The organism is Stenotrophomonas sp., assembly GCF_032103445.1.
In the GTDB taxonomy this organism is placed as follows: domain Bacteria; phylum Pseudomonadota; class Gammaproteobacteria; order Xanthomonadales; family Xanthomonadaceae; genus Stenotrophomonas.
Window position 1 is genome coordinate 18,068 of record NZ_DAMDFR010000046.1, and the last position, 13,521, is coordinate 31,588.

A 13,521-nucleotide genomic window follows, 5' to 3' on the forward strand; every position below is an offset into this window, starting at 1 on the left:
GACCCTGCCGCGCATAGGCGTTCGCCCAGGATCATGCCCTACTGGAAGTTGACCAGCTATCGGCAGTCAATTGTCGTGCGACCCTACCTGCGGCGAGAGCCGAACAGGCATCACCCAGCGCCAATGCTGATCGTGTTGCCATCGCTGGAGTGGCGTATCTGTATCAGCCCCTCATTCCCATTCTGATCCCAGTAGTGCACTCGAATATTCTCGGAGACTGGAGGATCTGGATGGATCCAACAGGAAATCCGGGTGACCGACGCTTTACCAGGATACTTGTTGACCGTGAACCACGGGGCCAGATGTTCTTCCCCTGATGGAGGATTACTCGGATACCGGAAGCGGCGCTGCTCTCCCACCGAGAACGCGATGTGCACTTTGGATCGCCAATCCCCTTTTTGCCATCGGTAATGCGGTGTGTCCGCGTCATGGTAGGTGAACTGATCCTTGACGATCCGCAGCGACTCATCCTTGAAGCTGATGTAGTACATATCGATATCCACCCACATGGAACCGAGTTCGTCCTCCCGCACAATCTTGAACGCGTCTACGGTATGGGCGATTCGAGGAACCATGATCGCCTGGATCCAACTCTCAAAATGTCCCGCAGAAGGGTTATGAACGTTCGTCTTGAATGGAGTGCCATCCGGCGAGATGATCATGGCGGCAACTTTGATGTTCGTGCTTCTTGCCGCGACCAGGTAGCGCATGACAGTCTGAACACTTGCAGGCGCAGGATCCGCCGCCTCGGAGTCGCCCTCCGTGTCCCCCCTCGCCTGAGACCGCCCCACCGTCCAGCCGTACTCGAAAATGGGATTGTGCGGGACCACCGGCAAAGAGCTCTCGTCATTGAAGTCGATCAGCTTGATGCTGTCCAACTGACTCTGGCTCAAGGTTACGGCCTTACCGTTTGCATCCAATGCCCTCACTTCTACCGCCACCGGCATTTGCTGGTAGCCGTTTGCATAAAGGGGGGCGTCGACAAATTCCCTGCCCTGGCATCGAACACGAAACCAATCCAGCGACTTCCAGGCGGCCTGCACTTCACCGCAGTTCCCGGTTGTCTCCTGCCCTACCGATTCTTCAGAGTACCTGCTCATCACACCTTCCTCCTGGGTTTGATCCATCTGGCTTGAACAGCAACCAACATGGATCGCAAGCAGGGAGGCGCTCGACGCAATCAAGCGCCGGCACAGGGCTGCACCGAACAGATGAAGTCTCAACAGGACACGGTATCGCTTTGGCACCGCCCCGCCGGACCGTCCACCGCTCGCGATTCACCCCCGTGAGGCTCGGACGCTACGCCTTGCTTCGTTATGTCGGCGTGTGGATAAGTGTGCGAATTCGACGCGGATATGGATACGGATAGGGCGGTAGGGTCGCACGACAGTCGACCGCCGATAACGGCAATCGGCGCTTTGGGGCATGGACCATGCCCGGCACCGGCTTTCGCCCAAGGTCATGCCCAACCGGACGTTGAACGGATATCGGCGGTCGACTGTCGTGCGACCCTACCGGCACTTCAAGGAGCCGATTATTGGCCAGATCTGCATAGCCGATCGCCCGCGCCACCCGATAGTCTCGCCCGGTCCTGGTCACTGCCAGGACAGATTCCAGGGGGGAATCTGCCAGCCGCGGGGGCGTCTGGCACGCAGTCGCCATGCACGGCCGACGACCTCCTGGGCCACCACTTTCCAGGGGGAAATCAAGAATGAAGCGTTTCGCTGCACTGCGTTGGGCCGTCTGTCTGGTCATGCTGGCCGCACTTCCCGGGTGCGTGAGCCTGCCCAAGCAACAGGCCTACAACCGCGAGGCCGTACCTGCCATCAAGACCATTGCGGTGCTGCCGGCACAGTCGTTCGAACCCAACGTCTTCATGATGCATCACCCCGGCACCAATTTTGGTCTGCTCGGCGGGTTGATCGCAGCGGGCGACATGGCCAGCAAACGCGGCAAACTACAGGCCGCGTTCGCCGCCGCCAGCTTTGACCCGGGTGTCTATTTCAAGGACAGTCTGACCCAGCGCATGCAGGAGCGCGGCTACACGCTGGTCTGGCCTGAATCACTCATCGAAGCCAAATCCGCAAAAGCCGCGCGCGGAGTGAACGGTCTACGCAAGAGCTACGCACCCGCCCATCCCGCAGACGCACAGCTGGACATCAATCTGAACTTCGTTGGCTACGCCGCCGCCGGTGCCGGCGACAGCTCGCCCTACCGCCCTACCTTTGCAGTATCGGCACGCCTGGTCAGCGCGGACGGCAAGCAGAACTACTTCACCGACTACGTCGTCTACAACAACGTATTCAATCAGCCGCAATCCATCACACTGGAACCGGAGCGACGTCGCTTCGCCTATGCCGACTTTGACCTGCTGGAAGCCGCAGGGCCCCAGACGGTCGAGGGCATGAAGATCGCCATTGATCAGGCCAACGATGCACTGGTGAAGCAGCTGTGACCCGCCTGGCCACCGCTGCGATGTTGGGCATGACCGCGCTGGTGCTGTCCGGGTGCGGCCGGCAGGTCTACCGCGCGACACCACCGGACCTCAGTACCGCCTGCGTGGACAACCTGGCGGCGGTGGCCAGTCGTCCGCTGGCCTACCTGGAGCCAAAGGAGAAGGCGCAGGCGCGTCGGGTGGAATTCGCCGCCGTTGCCGCGTGCGTGCGGATGGAGGGCACCGCCTTGCCGGTCGCCCTTTATCGCCTGGACGCACTGCATGAACCCAGCGAAATCGACGTACGCATCGTGCTGTCAGAAGGCGGAACATTTGCCGCCAGCGCTGAAGTATTGGACGCCAACTTCCAGACCCTCCGACGCTATGGGTTCAGCGATTTCGCGCGACGTACCAACGAGTACTCACTGAGTGTGTTCGTGGACCGCCGCCGGCCTGTGGCCCCCACCTATCTGCTGCTGCGGCCAGATCCAAGCCAGGTGGGGGGAAGCGATACCGCCATTGCTTCGCAGTCCTCCGGATTCATGCTGCCCGGTGGCGGCAGCTACACTTACGGCACCGAGGTGACCCGCAGGCGTCCGCTGGTGGGCGCTGGGCAACTGCAGGTGGTGCCGTACCCCGTGCGCCCGATCGGGTTCGAAACCGAAGACGTACCGCGCGGCTGACGGTGCCCTGCGATGGCGTGTCGTGTGATGAACCGATCTGCCTGATCTGCGGCATCCTCAAATTCCGGTAGGGTCGCACGACAGTCGACCGCCGATAGGGGTTCAACGTACGATGGGGCATGACCTTGGCCGAAAGCCGATGCCCGGCAGCGTCCATGCCCTAAAGCACCGATCGCCGTTATCGGCGGTCGACTGTCGTGCGACCCTACCAAAGCGCCAGCAAAGCACCACCAGAGCGTCATCCTCCACCGCGCCATCAGCGGCGATCACGGGGTGCGCTCACCCTCGCGCAGCGTCAGTACCTTCACGCCGTCGGCGGTCACCAGCACGGTGTGCTCGAACTGCGCCGAAAGCTTGCCGTCGCGCGTGGTCACCGTCCAACCGTCATCGCTGTGGTCAATTGCCGCGCGGCCCTGGTTGATCATCGGCTCGATGGTGAAGGTCATGCCCTCTTCCAGCTCCAACCCCGCACCGCGCTTTCCGTAGTGCAGTACCTGCGGCTCTTCGTGCATTTCCCGGCCGATGCCGTGGCCGCAGAACTCCTTCACCACGCTGTAGCCATGCGCCTTGGCGTGCTGCTGGATGGCGAAACCGATGTCACCCAGGGTTGCCCCCGGGCGCACCATCTCGATGCCTTTCCACATCGCCTCGCGGGTGACCCGCACCAAGCGCTTGGCGGCGTAGTCCACTTCGCCGATCAGATAGGTCTTGCTGGAATCGGCGATGAAGCCGTTCTTTTCCAGGGTGATATCCAGATTGACGATGCTGCCTGCGCGCAGGATGTCGTTGGCCGACGGCACGCCGTGGCAGACGACGGTGTCGATGGAGGTGTTGAGCACGTACTCGAAGCCGTACTGACCTTTGCTGGCCGGGCGGGCCTGCAGCTCATCGACGATGAAACGCTCCACCCAATCATTGACCTGCAGGGTGGACATGCCTTCCAGCTGCAGCTTGTCCAGCGCTTCGAAAACGCGCGCGAGCAGGCGGCCGGATTCGGCCATCAGGCGGCGTTCTTCGGGGGTCTTGATCATGCTTCGGCCACCCTCAGCGCGCCGGGGTCCACCCCCGCGGCACGTAGCTCACGGCAGACGATCTCCTGGTAGCTCAGGCCGGGGTTCATCTCGCAGAGCATGCCGACTTTGATCCAGAAGCCCGCTTGGGCGTTGATGGAGCGGCCGGAAACGGCACTGGCGCGGCGCAGGTTGTCGTGCAGCTGGTCGTCGATGTTGACGATGCCCATGGGGGCTCCGGGGTGTATATGAACCATATATGGTACGCATATGCCCCGGTAGAGTCGACCCCCGGTCGACTGCACGCACCCTGCCAACGTTCGTTATCGGCATGACCCTCGAACGAATGGCACGCGGCACCGGTTCCGCGCACCATCCGTCCTGGGCGTCAGCCGGCGCTGACCGGCCGCAGGATCAGACAATCCTTGCCAAACTCAATGTCGAACTCCGTCCCCACCTCAAACCCGGCACGGGTCAGCCACATGCCGCGCAGCTTGATCATCGGGATGTTCTTGCTGCCCAGGTTCTTCTTGCCGCTGGGGTCGTTGAGCGCCTTGACGCGCAGGCTGTCCGGCTTGAACCAGTAGAAGGTGCCGCGCTTGTCGTCGTTGCTGTTGTTGTTGCTGCCGTCGTTGGAAGTGGTCATGTATCAACTCCTGGTGAGTTCTCCCTCGCCGGAATGGCGAGGGAGTCGGGAGGTTGATAACCGTGCGAATGACAGAAAGAACGGCGTGACGCTTTCCCCGGGGGTGTTGTATTGCGCCACCCTCCCGACGTTGAACGTCGAACTACTTCTGTCATTGCGCGGAGTTATCAAGCTCCTTGACCCCACCGTGCGCGATCCACCACGCGAAGTGAAATGGCATAAGCGACAGGGTAATTCAGCGCTGTCGGTTCTCGCCACAGGAGTGGCGCGAATGGACCGGAATGATCGAAATCTGATGCCGTTCTGGTAAACCCGGTCACAGTTTTCATGACGCGGCGCGGCATGCGGCGATGTCGCTGCTTGAGCTGCCCCGTGACGCGAATGACTACGAACGGCGGGGCGGCAAGGGGCAACCTGAGATGCCGCTTCGGTAGAGTCGACCCATGGTCGACTGCACGGAGACGATCAACGTTCGATATCGGCATGACCTCGAACGGTGATGCGCTCCTCCGCCACACATTCGGCCTTCGCCGCACGGATCACCGCTATCGGCGGTCGACTGTCGTGCGACCCTACCAATGCCCCAACATCACCATTGCCCCCGTCGTTCTACCCGATCCAAGCGGCCCCGTCGTCCCCACCATTCACCATCGCACAACCGGGCCATCCCCGCCCTGCACCCCGGCATTGATGCGTTACCGCGTCATGACCCTCACGTCCACGCGGGATCAGCGGTGAAATCAATCGTCAGCCAGAAATCACTCCCCCGCGCATCCAGCCGCTCGGCAATCTCGTCCCGCAACGCATCCACATTGCCGATGCTGCCGATCACGGTTTCCGGGTGGGTCAGGATATGGATCTCCACAAACCGCATCCGCCCCATCTTGGCCACGTGGCTGGTGAAATCCAGATACCCATGCTCGGCCACGAACGCGCTCATTACCTCCTGCACCCGCGCGTCCAGCGTATCCGGGGCGACCTGCAGCACCTCGCGCATCGCTCGCCACGCGCCCCGCAAGGGCACCGGCAGCACCGCCAGACTGATCGCAGCCAGCACCAGCGGGTCCAGGTAGGGAATCCAGTGCGCGTGCTCGCCATCGCGTAGCAGCAAGGCAATCGCAAACGCCAGCACCACCGCCAGACTCATCAGCCCGCTCAGCAGCCAGGCGCGTACGTCCAGCCACAGCAGCCCGGACTGCAGCCGCTTGGCATACACGCGCACAATCGCGGCCATGCCCAGATTGCTCACGCACAGTAACGAGGCCCACGCCAACGCAGGCCCGGCCTTCACCGTATGCCCGCCGGTGGTCAGCCCGATGATCGAGTTGGCGAGCGCATAGATGCAGGCCAAGGCCAGAATGGCCCCGCCCAGCGCCTCCACCATCGGCTCCAGGTGCCAGTACCCATACTGGAAGCGTGGGCTCTCCTCCCGCGCCACCAGCCGCAGCACCGCCAGCGCCACCAGGGTCAGCGCCACGTCGACCAGGCTGTAGACGCCGTCGAACAGAATCGCCTGCGACCCCACCAGCAGGCCGCCGACGAAGCCGGTGGCGCTGACCGCCACCGTGACCCCGATCGAGAACTTCAGAACCCGCTGTTCGCGTGCTGTATCCATCGCGCGCCGAAGGTTCCGGGCATGGCCTCAGACCTTCAGCACCTCCACCTTGTAGCTCGGCGCGTCGCCGCTGCGGTCGATGATAAGCCCGTGCACGTCCGACTCGAAACCCGGGAAGCGCGCGTTCTGTTCGCGGGCAATGCGCAGCGACTGGATGATGGGCTCATCGGAGGCCCCGAAGCGTTCACCCGGCATGATGGTCGGAATGCCCGGCGGGTACGGCACCAGCATGGTGCCGGCAATACGCCCGCTCAGCGCCTCGATGTCGACCCGCTCGATCTCGCCGCGCACCAGGTGGTCATAGGCCTTGGCCGGGGTCATCACCGGCGTGGGCAGGTCCACGTACATCTCGCGCATCACCTTGGCGACCGCGAACTCCCGGTTGAAGTCATGCAGGGCCTGGCACAGGTCGCGCAGGCCCCAGCCGGCGTAGATGGCCCCATAGTCGGCGGCCAGATCCGGCAGCGCCCGGCTCAGCGGCGCATTGTGGTCATACAGCTCCTTGAAGGCCATCAGCTCGGTCACCAGCGTGCTCCACTTGCCCTTGGTAATGCCCATCGAGAACAGGAACAGCACCGAGTACAGATTGGTCTTCTCCACGGTGATGCCGCGCGTCCACAGGAACTTGCTGAGCACCGCAGCGGGGATGCCATGCTCGGCGACCTCCCCGCTGATGGAAAGCCCGGGAGTCAACAACGTGACCTTGATCGGGTCAATCAGTACGTAGTCTTCCACCAGCCCATCAAAGCCGTGCCAGTACGCATCCGGCTGCAGATACCATTCCTCGCGCTTGGCCACCAGCGGAGCCGGCGCATCGCCCTTGGCCAGCGAACGCTCCAGCTTGTCCGGCTGCCAGACACTGAACCACCAGTCATCGCGCCCCAGATCATCGCGCACATGCAGCATGGCACGGCGGAAGGCAATGGCCTCATCGTGCATTTCCTGCACCAGCGATTCTCCGGCCGGCCCCTCCATCATCTTCGAGGCCACGTCGCAGGCGGCAATCACGCCGTAATGCGGGCTGGTGGTGGTGTGCATCATGAACGCCTCGTTGAAACGCTCGGCATCCAGTTCGCGGGTGGCGGCATTGCGCACGTGGATCATCGACGCCTGTGAGAATGCCGCCAGCAGCTTGTGCGTGGAATGGGTGGTGAAGATGATCGCGTCCTGCTCGCGCGCCTTGCCCTTGGCCATGCCGTAATGGTTCTCATAGAACGGATGGAAGGCGGCATAGGCATACCACGCCTCGTCGAAATGCAGGAAGTCCACCGCGCTGCCGATCTCGTCGGCAATCTTCTCGGCGTTGTAGCACAGCCCGTCATAGGTGGAGTTGGTGACCACCGCAATGCGTGGCTTGGAACCGGCCTGGAACGCCTGGCTGGCCAAGGGATTGGCGGCAATCGCCTGCAGCAGCGCCTCGGGGGTGAACTGGTCCAGGCTGATCGGCCCGATGATGCCGTGCGCGTTGCGGCTGGGGGTGAAGTACACCGGCACGCCGCCGGTCATGATCAACGCATGCAGCAGCGACTTGTGACAGTTGCGGTCAACGAACACCACATCGCCCCGCCCCACGGTGCCATGCCAGACAATCTTGTTGGCGGTGGAGGTGCCGTTGGTGACGAAGAAGGTGTGGTCGGCACCAAAGTTGCGTGCGGCTTCGTTCTCGGCTTCCCTGATCGGCCCGCTGTGGTCGAGCAGCGAGCCCAGCTCCGGCACCGAGATGGAAAGATCGCTGCGCAGCGTGTTCTCGCCATAGAACTGGTGGAACGCACGCCCCACCGGCGATTTGGTGAAGGCCACACCACCGGCATGCCCGGGCGTGTGCCAGGAGTAATTGGACTCGGCCGCGTGATGGATCAGCGCCTTGAAGAACGGCGGCAGCAGCGTGTGCATGTAGTCTTCAGCCGCGCGCATTACCTGGCGGGCAATGAAGCTCTTGGTGTCCTCGAATAGAAAGATGTAGCCGTGCACGTACTTCAGCAGCTTGCTCGGCACCTTCTCGATGGTGCGGCGTTCGCCGTACAGGAACACCGGCAGGCCGCCCCGGCGTGCGCTTTGTTCGCGCAGGAAACCGAGCAGGCGCTGGAACTCGGTGGGCTCGTCCTCGGTGCCGTCAATCGAGATCAGTACCGCTGAGGCGGCCACATAGGTGCGCGCCCCGGCCTGGGCGTCGGCCAGGGTCAGGCCGCACAGCACGCGCTGCTCGTTCTTGCGGAGTTCCTCCACCAGCGCGCGGATCAGAATGCCACCAATGCGCGGCGACTCGTAGTCGGCATCGATGACGATGACCGGGTAGTCCAATGATTTGAAGTACACAGCATTTCTCCTGGGGGCAGACTCACGAAGCCTTCGAAGCGTCCAGCGGCGGCAGCTGGCCACGCTGGCGGCGGCGCTCCTCGCTGAAGAACGGGTAGAACACGGTGATGAACAGCACGAACAGGAACGCGTACTGCACGATGCTGCCGGACGAACCGAAGATCGCCCACAGGCAGTACACGACGGTGATGCTGGTCAGGAACCAGAACGCGCCGATATGCACCAGCGTGTGCGAACGCTCCACCACGAAGTAGCAGGCCACGCAGGAGTAGATGTAGGGCAGCAGGGTCAGCACCACCGCCGCCGAGGTGATCACATCGAACTGGGCCGAGGCGGTTTCCGAGGTGGACGTCACCAGCACGGCGACCGTCATCAGCACCGCCACGATCAGCACGCCTTTCACCGGCACGTCGTCCTTGTTGGTCTTGCTGAAGATGCTGGGGAACAGGCCGTCATCCGAGGCGGCCTTGGCACTCTGTGCGGTCAGCAGGATCCAGCCGCCCAACGAGCCCGCCGCACCGACAAAGGCGCACAAGCTGACCAGTGCCCCGCCCCACCCGCCCACGGCATTGGCGGCGGCCAGCGCGAACGGTGCATCGGAGGTCTGCAGCTCCCCATTCGGCACCATGCCCATGATCACCGAGGAACTGGCGATGTAGGCAATGGCGGCCAGGAATACACCCGCCAGCGTCGCGCGGGCCACGTTCTTCTCCGGGTTTTCCACCACACCAGCGGTGACCGACGCCGACTCCACGCCAATGAACGCCCACAGGGTCAGGGCAGCGGCGCTGGAGATGGCTCCGAAGTTCGATTCCCCGGACACGTTGTACGCGCCCTTGAAGATGGCCGGATCGAAGAAGAACCAGCCGAAGATCGCGATGCCCAGGATCGGGATCAATGCGAAGCTGGTGGTCACGGTCTGCACGCGGCTCACGAACGCCGGGCCGATCACGTTGGCGAAGCTGAGCACCCATACCAGCGCCAGCACCGCGATGCAGCGTGGAATGGGCTGGGACAGAATCGGGAAGAAGTAGCTGAAGTAACCCACCGCCGCGATGGGAATGGCGACATTGCCGATCCAGTTGGCGAACCAGTAGATGGTGTTGGTCTGGAAGCCCATGTAGGGCCCGAACCAGTCGCGCGCATACGCGTACGGACCACCGGCCTTGGGGGCGAGCTTGCCCAGCTTGGCGAACACAAACGCCAGCAGCAGCGCACCCGCCGTGGTGATCAGCCAGCCCCAGATCGACGCGGTGCCGATCTTGGCCAGGCTGGAGGGCAGCAGAAACACCCCCGACCCCATCATGTTGCCGGCCACCAGGAAGGTGGCCCCGACCACTCCGATCTTCTTGCCCTGCGCCATGACGCTTCTCCTCGGCCGCTACTTGATGAAGTTGTATTGAAGGCTGCCCTGCAGCCGCATCGTGTCGGCGCGTTCGCCGTCCTGTTGCTCCAGCTGCCCGTACAACAGCTCCATGCCCATGGTCCAGGACGGAGCCGGGCTCCAGATCAGGTTCAGCACGCCATAGCGGCTTTGCCGGAACGCATCCGCCGCAAGCGCGTCGTCACGGCCGAGCGTGAGCTGGCCCAGCACCAGGTTCGAACGCCACATCGGCGACCAGTAATGGGTGTAACCGACGAAGCCGCCGGCCAGCGAGAGCATGCGCAGCCGGCCATCCAGCGCGATGGCGGCGTCCAGGCCGGAGCCGGTGAGGTCGGCGGTGTAGCGGCTCAGGCCCTTGCCGCCGAGCACACCGAACAGCAGCAGGTCCTGCTCACCGACACTGGCCGAGCCACTCAACTGCACGCCACCACCGAGCTTGCGCTCATCGCGGTCGATGCCGTCGTAGCCGATGCTGCGCGCAACTGCGCCTACCTGCAGGTGGCCCCAGTCGCGCTCCATGCGCGCGGTGAGGGTGACATCGGGGAGACGGCTTTCAGCGCGGGCATCGTCGGTGGTGCCGGCCAGTTCGCTGTCGGGATCTTCAGCGGCGATCGTCAGCGTGTTGCCCTTGCCCATCGCAAAGCTGTGATGGATGCCGGCCACCAGCAGGTAACCGGCTCCGCCCGGCCCGGCGAAGTCCAGGGTGTCGGGCAGGCTGTCGGCGTCCATGAAACTGGAATAGCCGTAACCCGCGTAGGTATTGCCCAGCTGCCCGTAAGCATGCCGCAGGCGGAACTCATAACCATCGCTGCTGCCGAAGAAGTCGTTCTCCAGATAGAACCGCAGGTTGCCGCGTGTGGTCGGCCGGCGCGCCTCGAAACTGAAACGGGTCTGCTTGGCATGCAGATTGAAGTTGCGCATGTCGCGGTGGTCACTGCCGACCGGAATGGTCGAGGTGATGAACTGGTCCTCATCACCACTGGCGCGTGCATCGACAATCGCATCCAGCTTGGCGTAGCCGCCAATGCGGATCATCGTGTCGGTGTTGGGAATGGCGAAGAAGCCTTTCAACTCAGGGTCGGTAGGCCCGGCCGCGCTGTCGGGGCGCGAGGCGGCGGTGGAGGGATCACCGACCGAATCACGCGGCGGCAGAATCGCCTGCCCGGTGCCGGGCACCTGGGCGGCGCGCGCCAAGGTGCTGGTGGGAGCCGTGGCGACCACCGCTGGCGGTGGTGACGGGATGGAAGTAGCTGGCGCGCCGGCCTCGGTCTGCTCCAGCGCCTGCAGGCGCTGCTCCATGCTTTCCAGCGTTCGACGCAGGGTCTGGATGTCCTGGCGCAACGCCTGCGCCGAATCCTGCGCCTGCGCCGGCATCGCGGCCGCACAAAGCGCGCACATCATCACCCACACAGACAGGCGCATCGCATCCTCCGTGAACTGCAGTCAACACTGCCGGTCCACGTGAACGCACGGGCGCTACGAGGTCAGACCGGCAACCCGGTACTGCAACGCAGGATTGTGATGCGCAACACACTGCGTGACCGCGCACGCAGTGCACTCGCCCTCAGGCACCCGCGTGGGATTCCCTCCTCATCCCGGGTGATCTGCCGTTCGCCAGCGGCAGACCAGCGCCTTGAGTATCAAGGTGCTGGTGAGTGCTTCGTGAAGTGATGATGAAACGCCGCGCGGCAATCAGCGCGGGCCCATCACCTTTTCCATGTCCTCGCCCTGCGGCATGCCACTCACGCGCTGCACGACGCCCTGCGCATCACGGAACAGAATGCCGGGCGTGCCTTGGAAGCCAAGTTCCAGCATCAGGCGCTGGTTGGCATCGAGCTTGTTGGCCAGCGCCGGGCTGATGCTGGCGGCGGGCTTGATGCCGCCCTTGCTGAAGCTGTGTTCGTTTTCCAGAAACACCGCGCTGGGATTGGGCGCGCCCAGGATGGCGGCGGCCTTGGCCGGGCTGTCTTCACGGATCACGCCGACCATCACATGACGCAGCTGCACTTTGCCGCTGTCCACCCACGGTCGCGCGGCCTGCCAGAAGTGATGGCAGTACGGGCAGTTGGCGTCGCTGAAGGTGTAGATCACCCTGGGCGCGTCGGCACGGCCATCGCGCACCCAGCTGCTGGCATCCAGCTTGCGCCAGATGGTGTCGGACATCGGCTTGGCCACCAGCCGATCCAGCGCCGCTGCGCCCACGTCCTCACCCTTTTCATTGAACAAGGTGCCGAACAGGACATGCGACCCATCCGCCGTGACGTAGGCCGTGGCGGGCTGCTGCTCGCTGACCACGCCGGCAAAACCGCGCAGGCCGGCGGGCGCATCGAACTCGCCCAGCACCTTGAAGCCCTGCTTCTCAATGCCCTGCAGTACCGCCGGGCGCGCCTTGGCAGCGGGTGCTGCCGGGCTGGAAGCCGACTGTGCGTGACTGGCAACGGGCAGCAGAGTCAGCGCGGCGACCAACATGGACGCCCTCACGGACGGTGGTTTCAACAACATGGCAACTCCTGGCAATGAACGCGTTCGCTCTGCGCACAGGGTAGTCGCAACCGCGAAGCCTGCCCACCACTCATGCAACCGAGCGCATCGGTTCACTCTGCGCCTTGCCAGGGGCAGGACGTGCGCGTTCGCGCCGTGCCGAGAAGATCTGCCGGCGATACCGCGCCGGAGTAACCCCCACAATGCGCAGGAACAGGCGGCGGAACGCGCTCTGATCGGAATAGCCGACCGTCCACGACACCTCATCCACCGCACCGCCGGCCTGCAGCAGCAGCTGTGCCTTGGCGATGCGCAGGCGCTGGCAGTAAGCGATGGGGCGCATGCCCGTGGCCTTGAGGAAACGACGCTGCAGCGTGCGCGGCTCCAGCCCGGACGCCTCGCAGATATCCGGAAGCGAAACGCCGCGTGCGGCGATGCTGTGCAGCCAGCGCTGGGCCTTGAGAATGCCGCGGTCGCCATGCGCGAAGTTCGGGCTGAAGCGTTCCAGGTCTTCCTGCACGGCTTTGGGGATGGTCAACTGCAGCTGCTGGATGGCCGCGGCCATCACGCTCTGGCCGTAGATGCGGGCCAGCAGGCGCAGACTGAGGAACTTCCAGGCATCGTTACCGGAGGAGGTCATCAGGTCGCCATCGTCGACCAGGGCGCGCTCGCTCGGCAGCCAGCTGGGCACCATCTGCGCCAGTGGCGGGCAGCGGGTCAGCGCCGGCAGGCTGACCGAACGCCCGGTCAACATGCCCGCCATCGCCAGCATCAGCCCGCCCTCTTCACAGCCGGCCAGCATGCTGCCGGCGTCATGGCTGTCGCGCAGCCAGTTCAGCATGCGCTCGTCAGGGCGCGCCAACGGCCAGGTCGGCTCGTTGCCCGGCACCACGATCACCGCCGGCACCGCGTCGCCGAACAGCTCCGCACCGGCCACCCGCTGCATGCCGGT

13 protein-coding genes are annotated in these 13,521 nt (G+C 63.8%); 3 read left to right on the forward strand and 10 right to left on the reverse strand.

The window, feature by feature from the left end:
- Nucleotides 1–110 precede the first annotated feature (110 nt).
- Nucleotides 111–1,100 carry a hypothetical protein gene (locus RT551_RS15205; RefSeq protein ID WP_313460247.1) on the reverse strand — a complete coding sequence of 330 codons (990 nt, stop codon included), beginning with the start codon at nucleotides 1,098–1,100 and terminating at the stop codon, nucleotides 111–113.
- 611 nt (nucleotides 1,101–1,711) lie between these two features.
- Between RT551_RS15205 and RT551_RS15210 the strand changes: the two genes are divergently transcribed.
- Both RT551_RS15210 and RT551_RS15215 read left to right on the forward strand, forming a co-directional pair.
- Nucleotides 1,712–2,455 (forward strand): hypothetical protein, encoded by a 744-nt coding sequence (locus RT551_RS15210; RefSeq protein WP_313460248.1) that lies wholly within the window; start codon nucleotides 1,712–1,714, stop codon nucleotides 2,453–2,455.
- On the forward strand, nucleotides 2,452–3,117 hold the full coding sequence (locus RT551_RS15215) for a hypothetical protein (protein WP_313460249.1): 666 nt from the start codon (nucleotides 2,452–2,454) through the stop codon (nucleotides 3,115–3,117). The genes RT551_RS15210 and RT551_RS15215 overlap by 4 nt, the downstream gene beginning before the upstream one ends.
- Before the next feature lie 266 nt (nucleotides 3,118–3,383).
- On the opposite strand, the gene map is transcribed toward RT551_RS15215, so the two are convergent.
- The 3 genes from map to RT551_RS15230 all read right to left on the reverse strand — a co-directional run bounded on the left by map (nucleotide 3,384) and on the right by RT551_RS15230 (nucleotide 4,773).
- A complete protein-coding gene (gene map, locus RT551_RS15220; protein WP_313460251.1) occupies nucleotides 3,384–4,148 on the reverse strand; it encodes a type I methionyl aminopeptidase in 765 nt (254 codons plus the stop codon).
- Entirely contained in the window at nucleotides 4,145–4,357 is a 213-nt protein-coding gene (locus tag RT551_RS15225; RefSeq protein ID WP_125360453.1) for a ParD-like family protein, read from the reverse strand. Before RT551_RS15225 ends, map begins: the two co-directional genes overlap by 4 nt.
- Before the next feature lie 158 nt (nucleotides 4,358–4,515).
- Complete coding sequence (locus tag RT551_RS15230) at nucleotides 4,516–4,773, reverse strand: SymE family type I addiction module toxin (RefSeq protein ID WP_313460252.1); 258 nt, start codon at nucleotides 4,771–4,773, stop codon at nucleotides 4,516–4,518.
- Between RT551_RS15230 and RT551_RS15235 the strand changes: the two genes are divergently transcribed.
- Nucleotides 4,772–5,083 (forward strand): hypothetical protein, encoded by a 312-nt coding sequence (locus RT551_RS15235; RefSeq protein ID WP_313460254.1) that lies wholly within the window; start codon nucleotides 4,772–4,774, stop codon nucleotides 5,081–5,083. The genes RT551_RS15230 and RT551_RS15235 overlap by 2 nt on opposite strands.
- A gap of 402 nt (nucleotides 5,084–5,485) precedes the next feature.
- On the opposite strand, the gene RT551_RS15240 is transcribed toward RT551_RS15235, so the two are convergent.
- The 6 genes from RT551_RS15240 to RT551_RS15265 form a co-directional block, all read right to left on the reverse strand.
- Nucleotides 5,486–6,388, reverse strand: coding sequence for a cation transporter (locus RT551_RS15240; RefSeq protein ID WP_313460256.1), 903 nt, complete (start codon nucleotides 6,386–6,388; stop codon nucleotides 5,486–5,488).
- 27 nt (nucleotides 6,389–6,415) lie between these two features.
- Entirely contained in the window at nucleotides 6,416–8,704 is a 2,289-nt protein-coding gene (locus RT551_RS15245) for an Orn/Lys/Arg decarboxylase N-terminal domain-containing protein (protein WP_313460258.1), read from the reverse strand.
- A 22-nt stretch (nucleotides 8,705–8,726) separates the two neighbouring features.
- Nucleotides 8,727–10,067 carry an arginine/agmatine antiporter gene (gene adiC / locus RT551_RS15250; protein ID WP_313460259.1) on the reverse strand — a complete coding sequence of 447 codons (1,341 nt, stop codon included), beginning with the start codon at nucleotides 10,065–10,067 and terminating at the stop codon, nucleotides 8,727–8,729.
- Nucleotides 10,068–10,085: 18 nt separating this feature from the next.
- Nucleotides 10,086–11,510 (reverse strand): DcaP family trimeric outer membrane transporter, encoded by a 1,425-nt coding sequence (locus tag RT551_RS15255; protein ID WP_313460260.1) that lies wholly within the window; start codon nucleotides 11,508–11,510, stop codon nucleotides 10,086–10,088.
- A gap of 270 nt (nucleotides 11,511–11,780) precedes the next feature.
- Nucleotides 11,781–12,557: a thiol:disulfide interchange protein DsbG gene (gene dsbG / locus RT551_RS15260; RefSeq protein ID WP_313460262.1), complete on the reverse strand. Its 777-nt coding sequence runs from the start codon at nucleotides 12,555–12,557 to the stop codon at nucleotides 11,781–11,783.
- A 103-nt stretch (nucleotides 12,558–12,660) separates the two neighbouring features.
- A partial coding sequence (locus tag RT551_RS15265) for a helix-turn-helix domain-containing protein (protein ID WP_313460264.1) occupies nucleotides 12,661–13,521 on the reverse strand: 861 nt, incomplete at its 5' end.